Below are 19,757 nucleotides of genomic sequence, written 5' to 3' on the forward strand. Positions count from 1 at the left end.
GGAGTCGATCACGGCGCCACGAGCCGGCGGATCGGCCGTGGGTCGGCGCCCGGCGCGGCGTCGATGGCAGAGGTCGAACCGGGCAGCACCTCGGCGGTCGACCCGGAGGTTCTCGAGACGCTCGGGTATCCCACCTTGGTACCGGTCACCTGCACGCTGATCTTCTTGCCCGCGTGGGCCCCGGTGGGGACCAGGGTCGCGCCGGTGGCGTTCGGGATGGTGACTCCGTCCGCGAACCATCGGTACGACAGGGTCGTTCCGGATGACCAGGAGCCGGGCCGGACGGTCAGGGTCGAGCCGATCGTCGGCGTGCCGTCGATCGTCGGGGTCGAGACGCGGAGCACAGGGGCCGTCGACACCGAGGTCCTCGAAACGGTCGCATAGCCCCACTTGGCCCCGGTCACCTGCACCGTGATCGGCTCGTCCTCCTCGGCGGCGCCGAGTGCGAGCGAGGTTCCGGTTGCGCCGACGATCGGCGTCCCACCGGCGAACCACTGATAGGTCAGCGTCGTCCCTCCGGTCCACGTCCCGGCGGACGCGGTGAGCGTCGCGCCGCTCACCGGAGCCCCGGTGATCGTCGGGACCGCAGCGTCCAGCGTGCCGGCGAACACCTGACTCGTTCTCGCCGACTCGCTCGACTGGGACGCGTACCCCGGCGCGGACGCCGTCACGCGAACCGAGATCCGGCGGCCGAGTGCCTCGGCGTCCAGCGTGAGTGTGGGCGCGGTCTGATCGATCATCGTGTTCCCGTCGGCCAGCCACTGGTAGGCGAGCGTCGCGCCCGGCGTCGTGGAGGCGGCCGTCGCACTCAGGGTCGAACCGACGGCCGCCGTGCCCGACACCTTCGGGATCGACAGGTTCGTCTGCGGCATCGCCGTGACGGCATCCGTCTGCGGCGATTCCTGGACCTGGGTGACGTAGCCGGGCATGGACGCGGTGACCGTGACGCTGATGCGGGCACCCAGGTGGTCATCGGTGAGACGGAGGGTCTGGCCGACCTGGCCGACGAGTTCGACGCCGTCGGCGAACCAGGCGTACGCGAGCTCGGCCTCGGGATCGGTGGTCGTCGTCGACGCGGTCAACGTCGATCCGACCGTGGCGGTGCCCAGGAGGGTCGGGGTCGACAGCGAGACCAGTCGCGTGAGGGTCGCATCGATGCCGGGGATCGCCTGGCCGGCGACCACGTCGACCGGGGTCGAATGCGACGAGTCGGTCTGGTCGTCCCACCACTCGCGGACGTACGGGGAGAGGGGCGGGGGTCGGAACTCGATCACGTAGGACCCGGTCATGAGGCTGAGCAGCGAATAGCGACCGTCGGCATCGGTGTACGCAGATCCGGAGGGTCGGTAGAGACCGCTCCCATCCTGCCGGTAGGACTGCACGAGGACGTTGAGCAGGGACTTGCCGTCGATGCCGACGACCTCGCCGACGATGGAACCCGCGCGCGCGAGAATGACGTCGCGACCGCCCGCGACGTCGCCGAGCGCCACCGAGATGGGGTCGGCGGAGGCCTTGTCCGGCTTGTCGTTCCAGCATTCGAAGAGCAGGTTCGCCGCGTTCGGTGGGGTGAAGCAGAGCACGTAGGCGCCGGCTCCGAGGCCGATGAACTCGTATCGTCCCTGCGCGTCGGTGCGGCCCTCGGTGAGGTATCTCCTCGCGTCATCCGCGTCGTACACGTAGACCCGCACGCTCCCGACCGGCTCGGCCCCCTCGTTGCGCACCTGACCCGAGATGGAGGCTCCGGCGAGGAGCTCGACGTCGATCCGCCTCTGCTCGAGCGCGTCGAGCACCATCGTGTCGGCTGCGTCGGCATCGACCTGGCCGTTCCACCACTGATCCGCGTACGGCGAGCCGAAGGGCGCCTCCACGCGGACGGTGTAGGGGCCCGGCTCCATCGCCATGAACGCGAAGGCGCCGGTCGCGTCCGATTCGGTGAAGCGCTCGAACACCGGCTCCCCGTCGACCATGGAGTGCAGTTCGACGCGGGCCCCGGACACGGGCTCACCGCCCGATCCCCGCACGTGGCCCGACAGGGAGGTCCGCAGCGGGAGCGCGAGATCGATGCCGGTGATGACCTCGTCCTTCCCCACGCGGATCACCTCCGCCGTCGCGCGTTCGACGGAATCGTTCCACCACTCGTCGGCGTACCACGACCGATCCGACACCGCCGTCCGCACGACGTAGTCCCCGCGGGGCAGGCGGGGGAACTGGAAGCCGCCGGTCGAGGAGTTCGAGATCGCACTCCCGACGCGGTGGTCGCCGTCAGCTCGGACCTCGTACAGCCAGACGTCCTCATGTGGAACCGGGGCGCCGGCCTCGTTGCGGACGGTGCCGGAGATCGACGCGCCGGGGTCGAGTTGCACGTCCAGGCCGCTGACGACGCCTCCGGTCTCGATCTCGATACGGTCGGCGAGGTCTCTTCGCGGCTGGTCGTTCCACCACTCCTCGGCGTAGGGCGTCGACGACCGCGGGACGACGTGGAACGTGTACGACCCGGCGAGCAGATGATCGAACCGGTACGTGCCGTCGGATCCGGCGTGCCACCGACCGCGGTAGGCGAGCTTGCCGTCGTCGCCGACGACATAGAGGTAGAGCTCCGTGAACAGCACGCTCGTCGTGCCGTCGCCGCGCACCACGCCGCTGATCGAGGCCTCCGGGCTCAGACGCACGTTCATCCCGGTCACCGTGGCCCCGGCGCCGACGTCGAACCGGGCGGCTGAGAAGGCGTCCGCCGTTCCGCCCCACCACTCCCAGGCGAAGGGACCCGTCGGGCGGAACTCCATCGTGTAGGTCCCTGCTTCGACTCCGGTGAACCGGTACGATCCGGCGCTGTCCGAAGAGGCCCACTTCGTGACATGCGTGGTGTCGTCCAGCCACGCGAGCCGCACCTCCACACCGGAGACCGGGCGGCCGTCCGGGTCGGTGACGGTACCGGTGATCTCCGCACCAGTGGCGGCATCGCCGACCGCGGCCTGGATGCCCGAGGCGCCGAGCACGACGGCGAGGAGAGCCGCGAGCACGGTGCGGACGAGGGTTCGGGCAGGGGAGCGGCGGGGGGCGCTGCCGGGCAATCGGGTCTCCAGGGCGTTCGGGTCGAAGAGGGCCCGCGTCGTGGAGTGGCGTCGAACGAGGGTGCCACGATCGAACCACAGATCCCCGGTGCGGTGGAAGTGACATCCGCTCGGCCCGCGGATGTCGGTTCGCCGACTTCGACGAGGCGCGCGTCGCGCGCGCTCGGTAGGGTTGAACGGTGACTCAGGAGATCGAGATCGGCCGCTCCAAGCGGGGCCGTCGCGTGTACGCGTTCGACGACATCGCCATCGTGCCGAGCCGGCGCACGCGCGACCCGGAGGACGTGTCGGTGTCGTGGAGCATCGACGCCTACCAGTTCGACATCCCCTTCCTCGCGGCGCCCATGGACTCCGTCGTCTCCCCGCAGACGGCGATCATGATGGGCCAGCTCGGCGGCATCGGCGTGCTCGACCTCGAGGGCCTCTGGACCCGCTACGAGGACCCGGAGCCCGTGCTCGCCGAGATCCGGAACCTGCCCGACGACCGGGCGACCGCGCGCATGCAGGAGCTGTACTCCGAGCCGATCAAGCCCGAGCTCGTGACCCAGCGCCTCGCCGAGGTGCGGGCGGCGGGCGTGACGGTCGCCGGGGCGCTCTCGCCGCAGCGCACGCAGGAGCTCTACGAGACGGTCGTCGCGGCGGGCGTCGACCTGTTCGTGATCCGCGGCACCACGGTGTCGGCCGAGCACGTCTCCAAGAACCAGGAGCCCCTGAACCTCAAGAAGTTCATCTACGAGCTCGACGTGCCCGTCATCGTGGGCGGCGCGGCCACCTACACGGCGGCGCTCCACCTCATGCGCACGGGCGCGGCCGGCGTCCTCGTCGGGTTCGGCGGCGGTGCGGCGTCCACGACGCGCACCGCGCTCGGCATCCACGCGCCGATGGCCACGGCGGTGGCGGATGTCGCGGGTGCGCGCCGCGACTACCTCGACGAGTCCGGCGGCCGGTACGTGCACGTCATCGCCGACGGCGGCGTCGGCGCGGCCGGCGACATCGTGAAGGCGATCGCGTGCGGTGCCGACGCGGTCATGCTCGGTGCGGCGCTCGCCCGGGCGACCGATGCACCCGGCGGCGGATGGCACTGGGGGCCCGAGGCGCACCACGCCAAGCTGCCGCGCGGCGAGCGCGTCCAGGTGGGCCAGGTCGCCCCGCTCGAGGAGATCCTGTACGGCCCGGCGCCCGGTGCCGACGGCACGGCGAACCTCGTCGGCGCGCTGCGCAAGTCGATGGCGACGACCGGCTACTCCGACCTGAAGGAGTTCCAGCGCGTCGAGGTCGTCGTCGCGCCCTACCACCACACGGTCTGACGGCGCACCCCCAGCGGATTCCATGGTGCCCGCGCGACCGGCTCGGGTAGCGTGGGGGACGACGGGCGGCACCGCCGCGGTCCGCCCGGGATGGGGAGCGACGATGGCGAGACTGAAGTCGGTGACGCGTTCGAACAAGCTCGGACCCGAGGAGCGCGAGGCGGCGATCGCCCGGCTGAAGGACAAGGAACTCGACATCCTCGTCGTCGGCGGCGGCATCGTGGGCACGGGCGCCGCGCTCGACGCGGTGACCCGCGGCCTGTCCACGGGGCTCCTCGAGGCGCGCGACTGGGCCTCGGGCACGTCGAGCCGGTCGTCCAAGCTCGTGCACGGCGGCATCCGCTACCTCGAGCAGCTCGACTTCCGGCTCGTCCGCGAGGCGCTCATCGAGCGAGGGCTGCTGTTGCAGCGCATCGCCCCGCACCTGGTCAAGCCGGTGCGGTTCCTCTACCCGCTGAAGCAGCGGCTCTTCGAGCGCCTGTACATCGGCGCCGGCATGCTGCTCTACGACATCTTCAGCTACTCCGGCGGCGGGCACCCGGGTGTGCCGCACCACCGCCACCTCACCAAGCGGCAGGTCCTGCGCGCCGCGCCGTCGATCGCCCCGAGCGCCCTCATCGGCGGTCTCACGTACTACGACGCACAGGTCGACGACGCCCGCTACGTGGCATCCCTCGCCCGCACCGCGTCGTTCTACGGCGCGCACGTCGCGAGCCGCGTCAAGGTCGAGGGCTTCGTCAAGGTCGGCGAGCGGGTCGTCGGCGTGAAGGCGCACGACCTCCAGACCGACGAGCACTTCGAGATCCGCGCCAAGCAGGTCGTGAACGCGACCGGCGTGTGGACCGACGACACCCAGCGCATGGTGGGGGAGCGCGGCACGTTCAAGGTGCGCGCCTCGAAGGGCATCCACCTGGTCGTCCCGCGCGACCGGTTCCAGTCGAACATGGGCCTGCTGCTGCGCACCGAGAAGAGCGTGCTGTTCGTCATCCCGTGGGGTCGTCACTGGCTCATCGGCACGACCGACACCGACTGGAACCTCGACAAGGCCCACCCGGCCGCGACGGCCGCCGACATCGACTACCTCCTCGAGCGGGTCAACGAGGTCCTCAACGTGCCGCTCACCCGGGAGGACGTGGAGGGCGTGTTCGCGGGCCTCCGCCCGCTCCTGGCGGGCGAGAGCGACGAGACGTCGAAGCTGTCGCGGGAGCACATCGTGGCGCACACGGTCCCGGGACTCGTCGTCGTGGCGGGCGGCAAGTGGACCACGTACCGGGTGATGGCGAAGGACGCCATCGACGCCGCGGCCGACGCCCTCGACGGCAAGGTGCCGCCCTCGACCACGCAGCGCATCCCGCTGCTCGGTGCCGAGGGCTACCAGGCGGCCTGGAACAAGCGCGGCAAGATCGCCCGGGCGTTCGGGGTGCACAAGGTGCGCATCGAGCACCTCCTCAACCGCTACGGCACGATGACCGACGACCTGCTCGACCTGATCCGCGAGCGGCCGGAACTCGGCGAGCCCCTGCCGGGCGCCGACGACTACCTCCGCGCCGAGGTCGTGTACGCGGCATCCCACGAGGGAGCGCTGCACCTCGACGACGTGCTCGCGCGACGCACGCGCATCTCCATCGAGGCCTGGGACCGCGGGGTCTCGGCCGCGCCGGTCGCCGCGAGGCTCATGGCGGAGGTGCTCGGCTGGGATGCGGCTCGCGAGGCGCTCGAGGTCGAGCGGTACGAGCAGCGGGTGCAGGCCGAGATCGCGTCGCAGCAGCAGCCCGACGACGAGTCGGCCGACCGGGTGCGGCTCGAGGCGCCCGACATCGTCCAGGTCGACTGACCCGCGGGCGGTCGAGGAGCACCGAGGGCGCGTACCGAGGCCCCGCTCGCAGGGAGCGCGCATCCGGCGCCGATAGAATCGCGCACGACATGCTCCGGATGATGCTGCGCCCGCGGTGGGTGCTCGCCCTGCTCGCCGCCCTCGGCATCGCGGCGGCGTTCGCGATCCTCGCGCAGTGGCAGGTGAGCCGCGCGGTCGAGGAGGCCAAGGTCGTCGAGCGCCCCACCGAGCAGGTCCGGCCGCTCGCGGAGGTCGTGGTGCCGGACGCCCCGACCGAACAGGCGGCCACCGGCCAGCGCGTCTCGGTCCGGGGCACGCTCGTCGCCGGCGACACCGTCCTCGTGCAGGGCCGCGTCAACGACGGCGCCACCGGCTGGTGGGTGGTCGCCCACCTCGAGGTGACGGATGCCGCGCCCGGTGGCCTCCCGGTCGCGCTCGGGTGGACGCCCGACGAGGCGACGGCTCGCGAGGCGCTCGCCGAGGTCGACGCGGCCGCGCGCTCGGGCGGGGACGTCGAGGTCGTCGGCCGGTTCCTGCCGAGCGAGGCGCCCATCCAGCCCGAGGACGACGAGGACCCGCAGGTCATGCGGACCGTGGCGGTCGCGCATCTGATCAACCTGTGGGCGGACTACGACGAGCGGCCCGTGTACTTCGGCTACGTCACGGCCGCCGAGCCGGTCGCCGGTCTCGAGGCGATCTCGTCGCCGCCGCCCGAGCAGCAGGCCGAGCTGAACTGGCTCAACGTCTTCTACGCCATCGAGTGGATCGTCTTCGGCGGGTTCGCCGTCTACCTCTGGTATCGGCTCGTGCGCGACGCGGTCGAGCGCGAGCGCGAGGAGGCCGCCGAGGCGGCGGCGGCGAGCGAGGCGGCGGCGCGGGACTGAGCGGCGTTCCGCCTGCGGCGAACTCCGGCAGCGGCATCCGCTCACGGGGTGAGGATGCCGGTGTGAGCGATGACGACCGCACCCGGCTCGACGGGACCCCGGATGGCGAGTCCGCGCACGAGCACGACGAGGACCCCCTCGACGCGTACTCGCGGGTCGTGACGCGCGTGGCACGCGAGCTGCTTCCGAGCATCGCGAGCCTCGCCGTCCGATCGGGGCGCGGCCAGGGCACCGGCAGCGCGAGCGTGGTGTCGGCCGACGGGGTGCTGCTCACGAGCGCGCACGTCGTCGCCGGCGCCGACCGGGCCGAGGCCGCCTTCGGCGACGGCACCGCCGTGACCGCCGACGTGATCGGCCGGGACCCGCTCTCCGATCTCGCGGTGCTGCGGGCGCGCGGTCCCGTGCCGCCTCCGGTGCCGTTCGGCGACGCCCGAGAGCTGCGGGTCGGCCAGCTCGTCGTCGCCGTGGGCACGCCGTTGGGGCTCGCCGGCAGCGTCACCGCAGGCATCGTGTCGAACCTCGGGCGTTCGCTGCCGACGGCCGCCGGCCGGGTGGTCGACGAGGTGATCCAGACGGATGCCGCGCTGAATCCCGGCAACAGCGGGGGAGCGCTCGCCGACGGCCGTGGTCGCATGGTCGGCGTGAGCACGGCCGTCGCGGGCGTCGGGCTCGGCCTCGCGGTCCCCGTCAATCCGGCGACCCGGGCGATCATCGACGCCCTCGTCAGCCGCGGGCGCGTGCGCCGCGCGTGGCTGGGCATCGCCGGAGCCCAGGTCCGGTTGGCGCCGGAGCTCGCCGAGCGGGTGGGCTCGCCCACGGGCCTGCAGGTGACCGCGGTGGTGGCCGGGAGCCCGGCCGAGGCCGCCGGCATCCGGCCCGGCGACATCGCGGTCACCCTCGACGGCACCGGCATCGTGACGGCGACCTCGATCCAGCGGCTCATGGTCGAGGACGCGATCGACCGCGAGGTCGAGATGACGCTGTGGCGCGGCGGCGCGCTCGTCGACGTCTTCGTGGTGCCGCGCGAACTCGTGGGCGCCTGACCGCGTCGGCGGCCGACCCCTCAGGCGTCGCGGCCGAACGCGGCGAGGAACTCGGGGGCGGGTTCGATCTCGGTGATCACGTCGACGAGCACGCCGCCGGGGTCGCGCACGATCACGTGGCGCTGCCCGAACGGCTCGCTGCGGAGCGGCTGGACCACGGGGACGCCGGCTGCCTCGAGTCGCGCCGCGACGGCATCGACGTCATCGAGCTCCAGGTTCACCAGGACCCCGCGGGCGGGCGTGCCGTACCCCGACGGGACCGACTCGTGCGCCGGATCGAGCAGTGCGAGCTCGGTGGCGGAGTCGGGGTGCCGGAGGCTCACGTACCAGTCCGACTCGAACGTCGACTCGAACCCGAAGTGCTCGCGGTAGAACCGCGAACTCGCTTCGACGTGCTCGGAGCACAGGACGGGGTAGGTCGATCGGAGCATCGCTTCCTCCTTTGATACATACAGTGTGTATGTGTCTCAGCGTGACTGACATACAGTGTGTATGTCAAGACGCGGGAGGACGGGGCATGGCGACCAAGGCCGAGCAGCGCGAGCGCACGCGCGAGGAGATCCTGCGCATCGCCACGCGCCGGTTCGCCGAGTCGGGCTACGCCGGGGTCGCGCTCGAGGACCTCGTCGCCGAGGCGGGCCTGACCCGTGGCGCCCTGTACCACCACTTCGGCAGCAAGCAGGGCCTGTTCGCCGCCGTCGTCGAGCGGGCGCAGTTCGCCGTCGCCGAGGCCGTAGAACGCGCGGCGGCCGCCGACGTCGCCCCCCTCGAGGCGTTCCTCGCGGGATGCCGCGCGTTCCTCGAGGCGAGCCTCGCGCCCGAGGTGCGGCGAATCCTCCTCGTCGACGGGCCCGCGGTGCTCGGCTGGGGCGACTGGCGGGAGGGCGACCTGGAGTCGAGCGCCCGACTGCTCGACGCCGGCGTGGCGGAACTCGCCGAAGCCGGGGTCATCGGATCCGCCTCGCTCGGCACCGTCACGACCATGATCTCCGGGGCGCTCAACGAGGTCGCCATCGCCAACGCGACCGCCGCCGAACCCGAGCGCGGCATCGACGACGCCGTGACGACCCTCGCCCGCATGATCGCGGGCCTCGCGCCCGCGGCCGACCCGGGATTCGCCCAGCCGCCCGGCCCGTAGACTGGAGGGCATGCCCCTCGAGCCCAAACCGGCTGATTTCCCGCGCATCCGCGGGGCGTTGAAGTTCTACATGATCGCCTCGGTCATCACCGGCACCATGCTGCTGCTGCTCTGCGCCGAGATGCTGCTCAAGTACGTGTGGTTCCTCGAGCTCTACGCGTTCGGCCCCAACGGCCTGCTCTCGCTCGAGCCGGTCGTCGAGACCCCCGAGGGCCTCGAGTCCACCGGCGTCGGCGTGAACCTCTCGACCGGCATCCTGATCGCCCACGGCTGGTTCTACGTCGTGTACCTGTTCAGCAACTTCCGGCTCTGGAGCCTCATGCGCTGGCCGTTCTGGAAGCTGCTCCTGCTCGCCTCGGGCGGCATCGTGCCGTTCCTGTCGTTCATCCTCGAGGCCCGGATCGGGCGCGAGGTCCGCGAGTACATCGCGAAGCGCGAAGCGGATGCCGCGGCCGCGCGTGCATCGTCCGACCCCGACTCCGAGCCCGTGGAGGCCGCCCAGTGAGCGAGACCCAGCAACGTCCCGTCCTCGTCGTCGACTTCGGTGCGCAGTACGCGCAGCTGATCGCCAGGCGCGTGCGCGAGGCATCCGTCTACTCGGAGATCGTGCCGCACACGATCACCGCCGACGAGGTGCGCGCGATGGACCCGATCGGGATCGTCCTGTCGGGCGGCCCGTCCTCGGTCTACGAGGAGGGCGCGCCGGCGCTCGACCCGGGCGTGCTGCAGCTCGGGGTGCCGACGCTCGGCATCTGCTACGGCTTCCAGGTCATGGCGCAGCAGCTCGGCGGCGAGGTCGCCCACACGGGCCGCCGCGAGTACGGGGCGACCGCCGCGACGGTGCGCACCGACGACGGCAACGCCCTGCTCGGCGGGCAGCCCGAGCACCAGACGGTGTGGATGAGCCATGGCGACTCGGTCGCCGTCGCGCCCGACGGGTTCGAGGTGCTCGCCTCGACCGCCGACACCCCCGTCGCCGCCTTCGCCAACGACGAGCAGGGCTTCTACGGCGTGCAGTGGCACCCCGAGGTCAAGCACTCGCCGTTCGGTCAGGCGGTCATCGAGAACTTCCTGCACCGGGCGGCGGGCATCCCCGCCGACTGGAACTCGGGCAACGTCATCGCCGAGCAGGTCGCGCGCATCCGCGAGCAGGTCGGGTCAGCCCGGGTCATCGCGGGCCTGTCCGGCGGCGTCGACTCCGCCGTCGCGGCCGCGCTCGTGCACGAGGCCGTCGGCGACCAGCTCGTCTGCGTCTTCGTCGATCACGGGCTCCTCCGCAAGGACGAGCGCAAGCAGGTCGAGGTCGACTACGTGGCCGCCACCGGCATCCGTCTCGTCACGGTCGATGCGGCCGACACGTTCCTCGCCGCCCTCGCCGGGGTCACCGACCCGGAGGAGAAGCGCAAGATCATCGGCCGCGAGTTCATCCGCGCGTTCGAGCGCGCCGAGCGCGACCTCGTCGCCGAGGCGGCGGCCGACGGCGAGCCCATCCGCTTCCTGGTGCAGGGCACGCTGTACCCCGACGTGGTCGAGTCGGGCGGCGGCGCCGGCACGGCGAACATCAAGAGCCACCACAACGTCGGCGGCCTCCCGGAGGACCTGCAGTTCGAGCTCGTCGAGCCGCTGCGGACCCTGTTCAAGGACGAGGTGCGCGCGATCGGTCGCGAGCTCGGCCTGCCCGAGGCGATCGTGGCGCGGCAGCCGTTCCCCGGGCCGGGGCTCGGCATCCGCATCGTCGGCGAGGTCACCCGCGAGCGGCTCGAGGTGCTGCGCGAAGCGGATGCCATCGCCCGGGCGGAACTGACCGCCGCGGGCCTCGACCACGAGATCTGGCAGTGCCCCGTCGTGCTCCTCGCCGACGTGCGCTCGGTCGGCGTGCAGGGCGACGGCCGCACCTACGGCCACCCGATCGTCCTGCGCCCCGTGTCATCCGAGGATGCGATGACCGCCGACTGGACCCGACTGCCGTACGACGTGCTCGCGCGCATCTCGAACCGCATCACCAACGAGGTGCCCGACGTGAACCGCGTCGTGCTCGACGTCACGTCGAAGCCGCCGGGCACCATCGAGTGGGAGTAGCGCGCTAGCCTGACCCGCATGGGTGTGGTCGAGAACTCGAAGCTGACCGTCGTCGGAGCCGGGAGTGTGGGCGCGAGCCTCGCGTACGCGGCGCTCATCCGCGGGTCGGCGCGGCACGTGGCCCTGTACGACGTGAACACGGCGAAGGTCGACGCCGAGGTGCTCGACCTCGCGCACGGCACGCCGTTCGTCGGATCGAGCACCATCGCGGGCGGCGACGACCTCGCCGTCGTCGAGGGCTCGCACGTGGTCGTGATCACGGCCGGTGCCAAGCAGGAACCGGGCCAGTCCCGACTCGATCTCGCGGGCACCAACGTGCGGATCCTCGAGGACCTCCTGCCGAAGCTGCTCGAGCGCGCGCCCGACGCGATCTACATGCTCGTCACGAATCCCTGCGACGTGCTCACGGTCGCGGCGCAGAAGATCTCGGGCCTGCCGTCGAACCGGGTGTTCTCGTCGGGCACCGTGCTCGACACGGCTCGACTGCGGTGGTTGCTCGCGAAGCGCGCGGGCGTGGCGACGTCGAGCGTGCACGCCCACATCGTGGGCGAGCACGGCGACACCGAGTTCCCGCTCTGGTCGAGCGCGAACGTCGGCACCGTGCCGATCCTCGAGTGGGCGCACGGGCAGGGCTTCCGGCGCGAGGAGCTCGACCAGATCGCCGCCGAGGTGCGCGACGCCGCCTACCGGATCATCCAGGGCAAGGGCGCCACGAACCACGCGATCGGCCTGTCCGGCGCCCGCATCGTCGAGGCCCTGCTCGGCGACGAGTCGGCCGTGCTGCCCGTGAGCGCCGTGCTGGGCGGAGTGCACGGCGTCGACGGCGTCGCCCTCTCGGTGCCGAGCATCGTGAACTCCTCGGGCGTCACGCCCCTCGGCGAGACACCGTTCTCCGACGAGGAGCGCCGCAAGCTGCACGAGTCGGCCGACGCGCTTCGCGCCTCGATCGCGTCGCTCGGCATCTGAGATCTGAGGGCCCGGATGTCCCGGCTGATCCGCGTCGTCGCCATACTGGTCGCCGCAGCGTGGGCCGTCCTCGGGTTCGCACTCGCCGACCTGGCGGTCCTGCTGCTGTGGAACCCGGCATTCGTCTCGGTGTTCGCGCTCGAGGCGAGCTGGGGCGCGCTGCTGATGTTCTTCGTGGTGGTGCCGTGCATCCACGTCGCCATCCGCCCCGGCCGCTGGGCCGATGCGCTCGTGACGGGAGGCATCGCGCTCGCGTCGATCGTCGCCGGCTCGCTGCTGGCCGGCGACCCCGCGACCCTGATCCTCGCCGGGCTGCTCGCCGCCTCCCTCGCGGCCATCGCCGTGCCGGGCGTCATCCGGGCGCGCTCCGGCGCGGCGGACGCGGGCGTGCCGTGGCATCCGCGACTCGACGTCGCCCTGCTGGTCATCGCGCTGGCGGGCATGGTCCTGTGGGCGCCGTACCTCGTGAACGCGACCGTCGGAGCGGACGGGCTCCCGCGCGACATCACCATGGGGCTCGACCACTGGCCCGTCCACATCGCCGCCGGCATCGCGATCCCGCTCGGCGCACTCGTCGCGGCCGTGCTCGGGCGGGTGCGCACCCTGGCAGCCTGTGCGTCGGCGCTCTCGGCGGTCTCCATCGGCACCGCCATGGCGGTCTCGCAGGGCGCGCCGTCGGCGACGGAGTCCGCGCACTGGAGCGTGCTGGCCGTGACGTGGGGCACCCTCCTGCTTCTCGCGCTCGTGTGGTCGGGTCGTCGGAACGAGAAGATCGAGGACGACATCGTCGACCGTGTCGATCGGGCGGCTTCCCGTTCGACGTCATGAATGAGAGGGTCGAACAGCGACCCGGACACGCGAGGAGCGAACCACCATGGCGAAGTACATGCTGATCATGCGGGCCACCGACGAGGCCGTGCAGGCGTACCAGGACATCCCCTTCGAGCAGGTCATCGAGGCGATGGGCCGGTACAACGAGGAGCTCATGAAGGCGGGCGTGCTGCTGGCCGGCGAGGGCCTGTCCGACGCGAGCGAGGGCTTCGTCGTCGACTTCTCCGCCGAGCCGCCGCTCGTCACCGACGGCCCCTATGGCGAGACGAAGGAGCTGTTCAACGGCTTCTGGATCCTCGAGGTCGCCTCGAAGGAGGAGGCGGCGGAGTGGGCCAAGCGCTGCCCGCTCGGCCCCGGCTCGAAGCTCGAGGTGCGCCGCGTCACCGAGATCGAGGACTTCCCGCAGGACAACGAGTGGATCCAGAAGGAGGCCGGCTGGCGCGAGGAGCAGGCCCAGCGCGCAGCGCAGGCGTGACCGGCCGCACGACCGCGTGCCCGACGTGACCGACGAGACGGATGCCGCGACGGCCCGCCCGGCGGACCCCGTGTCCGCCCGGCGGGCCGTCGCCGCCGTCTGGCGCATCGAGTCCGCGCGCATCGTCGCGACGCTCACGCGCCTGGTCGGCGACTTCGCGCTCGCCGAGGACCTCGCCCAGGACGCGCTCGCCGAGGCGCTCGCGCAGTGGCCCGCCGGCGGCATCCCCTCGAACCCGGGGGCGTGGCTCACCGCGGTCGCCAAGCGTCGCGCGATCGACGGGTGGCGGCGCCGCGAGCGGTACGACGAGCGGCTCGCCGCGATCGCCCACGACCTCGAGCGCGAACGGGCTGAGGCGACGGATGCCGCGGGCGGCCTGCCGTACGACCCCGACGCGATCGACGACGACGTGTTGCGCCTCGTGTTCGTGTCGTGCCATCCGGTGCTCTCGCGGGAGGCACGCGTCGCGCTCACGTTGCGCGTCGTCGCGGGCCTCACGACCGAGGAGATCGCGCGGGCGTTCCTCGTGCCCGTCTCGACGGTGCAGCAGCGCATCGTCCGCGCGAAGAAGACCCTCGGCGACGCGGGCGTGCCGTTCGAGGTGCCGCCGCGGTCCGAGTTCCCCGAGCGACTCGGCACCGTGCTGGGCGTGCTGTACCTGATCTTCAACGAGGGGCACTCGGCGTCGGCCGGCGCCGACCTCATGCGCCCGGAGCTCAGCCGCGAGGCGCTGCGGCTCGCGCGCGTGCTCGCCGGACTCGTGCCGCGCGAGCCCGAGGCGCACGGGCTCGTCGCGCTCATGGAGCTGACCGCGGCGCGGTTCCCCGCCCGCCTCGACGCGAACGGCGACCCGGTGCTGCTCGCCGACCAGGACCGACGGCGGTGGGACCGCTCGGCGATCGCGCGGGGGCGCGCCGCGCTCGGCCGCGCCGATGCGCTCGGGCGCGGGCGCGGCCCCTACGCGCTGCAGGCCGCGATCGCGGAGCAGCACGACGTCGCGGCATCCGTCGACGACACCGACTGGGGTGCGATCGTCGCGCTCTACGAGGCGCTCGGGGCGGTCGCGCCCTCGCCCGTGGTGGAGCTCAACCGCGCCGTCGCGGTCGCCATGGCCGACGGTCCCGCCGCCGGACTCGCCATCGTCGACGAGCTCACGGCCGACCGCCGGCTCGCGACGTACCACCCGCTGCAGGCGGTGCGGGGCGAGCTGCTCGCACGGCTCGGGCGAACGGATGCCGCACGCGAGGCCTTCGCCGAGGCGGCCCGCCTCACCGCGAACGAGCGCGAGCGCGCGGTCCTGCTCGCGCGCGCGTCGCGTCCGACGTCGCGGTGAGGAGATGGGCGCGGGCGCCGTGGAACGCGGAACGGGCCGCCCCGAAGGGCGACCCGTTCACGTGCGAGGCATCCGCTGCTAGTCGCTGGACTGCATGATCGCGAGCATGCGCAGGATCTCGAGGTACAGCCAGATGACGGTGACCATGATGCCGAAGACACCGGTCCACGCGTACTTCTTCGGGGCGCGGTTGCGCACGCCCTGCTGGATGAAGTCGAAGTCGAGCACGAGCGAGTACGCCGCCATGATCACGACGAAGATGCCGAGGATCACGCCGAGCGGGATGCCCATGATCTCGGCGCTGCGAAGACCCCACGGGTCGTCGTTCACGCCGAAGATCATCAGGCCGAAGTTGACCAGCGAGAACACGAGGTAGCCCACCATGGCGATCAGGAAGATCTTGGTGGCCTTCTTCGATGCGCGGATCTTGCCCGACGCGAAGAGCGCGAGCGTGACGCCGACCACGACGAGCGTCGCGACGACGGCCGGGGCGACGACGCCCGGCCACATCACCTCGTAGAACGCGGAGATACCGCCGACGAACACACCCTGCACCGCCGAGTAGGCGAGCACCAGGCCGGGCGACGGCTCCTTCTTGAAGATGTTGACGAGCGCGAGGACGAAGCCCACGATGCCCGCGCCGATCCACAGGAACGGCAGCGACGGCATGGTGATCCAGCCGATGGCCGCACCGACGAGCAGCAGGCCGAACGCGGCGACCGACTTCTGGACGGTGTCCTCGATCGTCATGACCTCGCGGTCGGGAAGGGTGGCGGGCTGGTTGTAGATGTCCTGCAACTGCTGGGCGGACATGTCCTGCGCGACAGCCACCGCCCCCTGGTTGGAGAACGCCTCGTTACGTGAGAAGGCGGGGTTGTTGAGAGCCATTGCTGTGGTTCCTCTGCTTTCGGCTTTCCGTCGGGTGGAGGGGAATCGAGTGCACCCGGTGGTGCGGTCCTTCCAACCTACCGGGTCCACCAGTGTCAACGCCGAGAATCCGCGGTCCATTCCGCGGACCGCCGCGCGGGCGTGGCTACGCTGAGGGGATGCTGCCAGGGCCCGCCGAGCATCCGCTCGTCATCGGCCACCGCGGTGCGCCCGGCTACCGACCCGAGCACACCGAAGCCGCGTACCGCCTCGCGTTCGCGCTCGGCGCCGACGCGGTCGAGCCCGACCTGGTCGCCACGCGCGACGGCGTGCTCGTGCTCCGGCACGAGAACGAGATCTCCGGCACCACGGATGTCGCATCGCGCGCCGAGTTCGCGTCGCGCCGCACCACGCGCGAGATCGACGGCCGGGCGCTGACCGGCTGGTTCACGGAGGACTTCACGTGGGCGGAGCTGTCCACCCTCCGTGCGACCGAGCGGCTCGGCGGCATCCGCCCGCAGAGCGCCACGTTCGACGGCCGCTACCCGGTCATCCGGTTCCGCGACCTTCTGGTGCTGCTCGATGCCGCGACCGAGGAGTCGCGGCGCGACATCCGCCTCGTCGCCGAGTTCAAGCACGCCGCGTACTTCGCCTCGCTGGGGTTGCCGCTCGACGAGCTCTTCGCGGCCGAGCTCGCCGCCGCAGGGTGGGGTCGCGGCGACGACCGCCTCATCTCCGAGGCGTTCGAGCCGACGCTGCTCGACCGGCTCCGCGATGCCGGGATCGGCGGCACGCGCGTCCTGCTGCTCGAGGATCGCGGGGCGCCCTGGGACCTCGTGGCGGCCGACGGGGCGGCGGCGCGCACGTACGACGCGTTCGCGACCGCGTCGGGGCTCGCCGGGCTCGCGGGCGTCGTCGACGGGGTGAGCGTCGGCAAGGCGCGGCTCGTGGGCGGGCCGACCTCGTCGACGGATGTCGCGGGCGCGGCCCGCCGAGTCCGGCCCGATGCGCCGCTGCGCGGGTCGGCGCTCGTCGACGCGGCGCACGCGGCCGGGCTCGTGGTCTACACGTGGACCCTGCGTCCGGAGAACCGGTTCCTCGCCCCGCCGTTCCGCCGCGGTGCGGCACGCTCCGCCTGGGGCGACTGGCTCGGCGAGTTCACGCGCATCCTGCGGACGGGCGTCGACGGCGTCTTCCTCGACCACCCGGACCTCGGCATCGAGGCGCGGCGCGCGCTCGCCGAGGCGTGACGCGCCCCGCGTGCCGGCGCCGGACGCGAATCGTCGCTCCGCGCCCGCCCGAGCGACGATCTGCGTCCGCCGTGCGGCGGGCGCCGGCGGGCAGGCGGGCAGTGCGCCGGGAGCGCTGTCGGATGGCGCGCCTAGACTTGACGGGACATGACGCTGATCCTCGACCCCGACGACCCGACCGGCTGGCGCGAGGCGCCCGTCTCGGCCACCGACGAACGCAGCGGGGCCGCGCACGGCGCCGGCCACGCGGCATCCGATCGACTGACGGCCGGGCTGAACCCGCAGCAGCGCGAGGCGGTCGAGTACCGCGGCCCCGCGCTGCTCATCGTCGCGGGCGCGGGGTCGGGCAAGACGCGCGTGCTCACCCACCGCATCGCGAGCCTCATCGACGGTCGCGAGGCGTGGCCCAGCCAGATCCTCGCGATCACGTTCACGAACAAGGCGGCGGCCGAGATGCGCGAGCGCGTCGAGGCGCTGCTCGGCGAGGCGGCCGGCGGCATGTGGATCTCGACGTTCCACTCGGCGTGCGTGCGCATCCTGCGACGCGAGGCCGAGGCGATCGGGCTGTCGAGCACGTTCACGATCTACGACTCCGCCGACCAGCGCACCATCCTCAAGCGGATCATCAAGGAACTCGACGCCGACACGCTCGGCTTCACGCCCGCGAGCGCGCAGGCGAAGATCTCGAAGCTCAAGAACGAGCTCTCCGACGTCGAGACGTTCGCGCGCAACGTGAACACGAACGACCCGAACGAGGTGATGTTCCTCGAGATCTTCCGGCAGTACACGCGCCGGCTGCGCGACGCGAGCGCGCTCGACTTCGACGACCTCATCAGCGAGACCGTCTACCTGTTCCGCGCCTTCCCCAAGGTCGCCGCGCTGTACCAGCGGCGGTTCCGGCACATCCTCGTCGACGAGTACCAGGACACCAACCACGCGCAGTACGCGCTCATCCGCGAGCTGACCCGGCCCGTCGAACCCGACGTCGTCGCCGAGCTCGACGCGCACGGCGTGCTTGTGCGGGGCATGACGGATGCCTCGGGGCGCATCCCCGGCGCGAGCCTCACCGTCGTCGGCGACTCCGACCAGTCGATCTACGCCTTCCGCGGCGCCGACATCCGCAACATCGTCGAGTTCGAGCGCGACTTCCCGGGCGCCAAGGTCGTGCTGCTCGAGCAGAACTACCGGTCGACCCAGAACATCCTGTCGGCGGCGAACGCGGTGATCTCGAACAACTTCGACCGGAAGGACAAGAAGCTCTGGACCGCCGACGGCGACGGCGACAAGATCACCGGGTACACCGGGTACACCGCGCACGACGAGGCGCAGTTCGTCGTCGACGAGATCGAGGCGCTGCACCGAGCGGGCGTCGCGTACCGCGACATGGCCGTGTTCTACCGCACCAACGCGCAGACGCGTGCGCTGGAGGAGATCTTCGTCCGCTCGGCCGTGCCGTACCGCGTCGTCGGCGGCACGAAGTTCTACGAGCGCGCCGAGATCAAGGACGCGATGGCGTACCTCATCGCCGTCGCCAACCCGCTCGACGAGCTCGCCCTGCGCCGCATCCTGAACACGCCCAAGCGCGGCATCGGCCCCGCGACCGAGACCAGCCTCGCGAGCTTCGCCGAGCAGAACGACCTGTCGTTCCGCCAGGCGATGCGCGCGGCCGACGGGCTGGGGCTCGGCCCCAAGGTGACGAAGGCGATCACCGACCTCGCGAACGTGCTCGACGAGGCGGCGGCGATGCTCGTGCCGTCGCAGAAGGGCATCGACGAGGGCACGAACGAGGGCGCCGCGAAGGTCTCCGACGTGCTCGCGTTCCTCCTCGACCGCTCCGGACTCGTCGCCGCCCTCCGCGGCAGCCGCGACCCGCAGGACGAGACCCGGGCGGAGAACGTCGAGGAGCTCCTCGCGCAGACGAAGGACTTCGACCGCGAGAACCCGGGCGCCACGCTGGTCGACTTCCTCACCCAGGTGTCGCTGGTCGCCGCCGCCGACGAGCTCGACGACGCATCCGGCACCGTCTCGCTCATGACCCTGCACACGGCCAAGGGCCTCGAGTACCACGCCGTGTTCCTCACCGGGCTCGAGGAGGGACTGCTGCCGCACCAGATGTCGGCCTCCGAACCGGGCGGCCCTGCCGAGGAGCGACGCCTGTTCTACGTGGGCATCACGCGCGCCCGCAAGCGGCTCTTCCTCTCGCTCGCGATGAGCCGGGCCCAGTTCGGCGAGGTGTCGGTGGCGATGCCGAGCCGGTACCTGCAGGAGATCCCCGACGAGCTCGTCGACTGGAAGCAGTCGCCCGGCATGGCCAACAGTCGAGGGGGCAGCCAGCCCCGCGCGCTCAACGCGCGCCGCGGCGGCTACGGCGGCGGCGGCGGTGCCTGGGGCACGCGCGACCGCGACCTCGAGCGGTTCAGCGTCACCAAGTCGGCCGCGACAAAGACCGAGTGGGCGAACCGGGTCACGGGCACCGTCCGCGACAACGGCGACCTCACGCTCGAGGCGGGCGACCGCATCCGGCACACCGACTTCGGCGAAGGCACCGTGCGGCAGGTCACCGGCGAGGGCAGCAAGCGCATCGCGCACGTCGCCTTCGACGCCGCCGGGCAGAAGAAGCTCCTCATCAAGATCGCCCCGATCGAGAAGCTCTGACGGCGGCCGAGCGGCGCCTGCCGG

Annotated in this window: 16 protein-coding genes; 13 read left to right on the forward strand and 3 right to left on the reverse strand. The window is 72.0% G+C overall.

Annotation, left to right across the window (positions count from 1 at the left end; genetic code table 11):
• Nucleotides 1-8: 8 nt before the first annotated feature.
• Nucleotides 9-3,020 carry a carboxypeptidase regulatory-like domain-containing protein gene (locus AVP42_RS00380; RefSeq protein WP_067945006.1) on the reverse strand — a complete coding sequence of 1,004 codons (3,012 nt, stop codon included), beginning with the start codon at nucleotides 3,018-3,020 and terminating at the stop codon, nucleotides 9-11.
• Nucleotides 3,021-3,250: 230 nt separating this feature from the next.
• Here AVP42_RS00380 and AVP42_RS00385 point away from each other — a divergent pair, with 230 nt between their 5' ends.
• The 4 genes from AVP42_RS00385 to AVP42_RS00400 all read left to right on the forward strand — a co-directional run bounded on the left by AVP42_RS00385 (nucleotide 3,251) and on the right by AVP42_RS00400 (nucleotide 8,139).
• The gene (locus AVP42_RS00385; RefSeq protein ID WP_067945008.1) at nucleotides 3,251-4,378 is read left to right on the forward strand and encodes a GuaB3 family IMP dehydrogenase-related protein; all 1,128 of its coding nucleotides are present in this window, start codon (nucleotides 3,251-3,253) and stop codon (nucleotides 4,376-4,378) included.
• A gap of 103 nt (nucleotides 4,379-4,481) precedes the next feature.
• On the forward strand, nucleotides 4,482-6,212 hold the full coding sequence (locus AVP42_RS00390; RefSeq protein ID WP_067945011.1) for a glycerol-3-phosphate dehydrogenase/oxidase: 1,731 nt from the start codon (nucleotides 4,482-4,484) through the stop codon (nucleotides 6,210-6,212).
• Between the two features lie 89 nt (nucleotides 6,213-6,301).
• Nucleotides 6,302-7,096 carry an SURF1 family protein gene (locus AVP42_RS00395; RefSeq protein WP_231878483.1) on the forward strand — a complete coding sequence of 265 codons (795 nt, stop codon included), beginning with the start codon at nucleotides 6,302-6,304 and terminating at the stop codon, nucleotides 7,094-7,096.
• Between the two features lie 158 nt (nucleotides 7,097-7,254).
• Nucleotides 7,255-8,139 carry a trypsin-like peptidase domain-containing protein gene (locus tag AVP42_RS00400; protein WP_067945102.1) on the forward strand — a complete coding sequence of 295 codons (885 nt, stop codon included), beginning with the start codon at nucleotides 7,255-7,257 and terminating at the stop codon, nucleotides 8,137-8,139.
• Nucleotides 8,140-8,159: 20 nt separating this feature from the next.
• Here AVP42_RS00400 and AVP42_RS00405 read toward each other — a convergent pair whose 3' ends face one another.
• Nucleotides 8,160-8,570, reverse strand: a complete 411-nt coding sequence (locus tag AVP42_RS00405) for a VOC family protein (protein ID WP_067945012.1) — start codon at nucleotides 8,568-8,570, stop codon at nucleotides 8,160-8,162.
• An 86-nt stretch (nucleotides 8,571-8,656) separates the two neighbouring features.
• On the opposite strand from AVP42_RS00405, the gene AVP42_RS00410 reads away from it, so the two are divergent.
• From AVP42_RS00410 to AVP42_RS00440, 7 genes are read left to right on the forward strand one after another with little or no spacing between them, the layout of a single operon-like run.
• On the forward strand, nucleotides 8,657-9,277 hold the full coding sequence (locus tag AVP42_RS00410; protein WP_067945015.1) for a TetR/AcrR family transcriptional regulator: 621 nt from the start codon (nucleotides 8,657-8,659) through the stop codon (nucleotides 9,275-9,277).
• Nucleotides 9,278-9,287: 10 nt separating this feature from the next.
• Nucleotides 9,288-9,782 carry a DUF3817 domain-containing protein gene (locus AVP42_RS00415; protein WP_067945017.1) on the forward strand — a complete coding sequence of 165 codons (495 nt, stop codon included), beginning with the start codon at nucleotides 9,288-9,290 and terminating at the stop codon, nucleotides 9,780-9,782.
• Nucleotides 9,779-11,356: a glutamine-hydrolyzing GMP synthase gene (gene guaA, locus AVP42_RS00420; RefSeq protein ID WP_067945020.1), complete on the forward strand. Its 1,578-nt coding sequence runs from the start codon at nucleotides 9,779-9,781 to the stop codon at nucleotides 11,354-11,356. Before AVP42_RS00415 ends, guaA begins: the two co-directional genes overlap by 4 nt.
• 18 nt (nucleotides 11,357-11,374) lie before the next feature.
• Nucleotides 11,375-12,322, forward strand: coding sequence for an L-lactate dehydrogenase (locus AVP42_RS00425; protein WP_067945022.1), 948 nt, complete (start codon nucleotides 11,375-11,377; stop codon nucleotides 12,320-12,322).
• A gap of 15 nt (nucleotides 12,323-12,337) precedes the next feature.
• Complete coding sequence (locus AVP42_RS00430) at nucleotides 12,338-13,150, forward strand: hypothetical protein (protein WP_067945024.1); 813 nt, start codon at nucleotides 12,338-12,340, stop codon at nucleotides 13,148-13,150.
• A 46-nt stretch (nucleotides 13,151-13,196) separates the two neighbouring features.
• Entirely contained in the window at nucleotides 13,197-13,628 is a 432-nt protein-coding gene (locus tag AVP42_RS00435; protein WP_067945026.1) for a YciI family protein, read from the forward strand.
• Between the two features lie 25 nt (nucleotides 13,629-13,653).
• On the forward strand, nucleotides 13,654-14,961 hold the full coding sequence (locus AVP42_RS00440) for an RNA polymerase sigma factor (RefSeq protein WP_157356661.1): 1,308 nt from the start codon (nucleotides 13,654-13,656) through the stop codon (nucleotides 14,959-14,961).
• A gap of 78 nt (nucleotides 14,962-15,039) precedes the next feature.
• Here the strand turns inward: AVP42_RS00440 and AVP42_RS00445 are convergent, their stop codons facing one another.
• Entirely contained in the window at nucleotides 15,040-15,849 is an 810-nt protein-coding gene (locus tag AVP42_RS00445) for a Bax inhibitor-1/YccA family protein (protein WP_067945030.1), read from the reverse strand.
• Nucleotides 15,850-16,007: 158 nt separating this feature from the next.
• Here AVP42_RS00445 and AVP42_RS00450 point away from each other — a divergent pair, with 158 nt between their 5' ends.
• On the forward strand, nucleotides 16,008-17,078 hold the full coding sequence (locus AVP42_RS00450; protein ID WP_067945031.1) for a glycerophosphodiester phosphodiesterase family protein: 1,071 nt from the start codon (nucleotides 16,008-16,010) through the stop codon (nucleotides 17,076-17,078).
• Between the two features lie 147 nt (nucleotides 17,079-17,225).
• Nucleotides 17,226-19,733, forward strand: a complete 2,508-nt coding sequence (locus AVP42_RS00455; protein ID WP_082846868.1) for an ATP-dependent helicase — start codon at nucleotides 17,226-17,228, stop codon at nucleotides 19,731-19,733.
• Nucleotides 19,734-19,757 lie beyond the last annotated feature (24 nt).

The organism is Agromyces sp. NDB4Y10 (genome assembly GCF_001620055.1).
GTDB classification, from domain to species: domain Bacteria; phylum Actinomycetota; class Actinomycetes; order Actinomycetales; family Microbacteriaceae; genus Agromyces; species Agromyces indicus.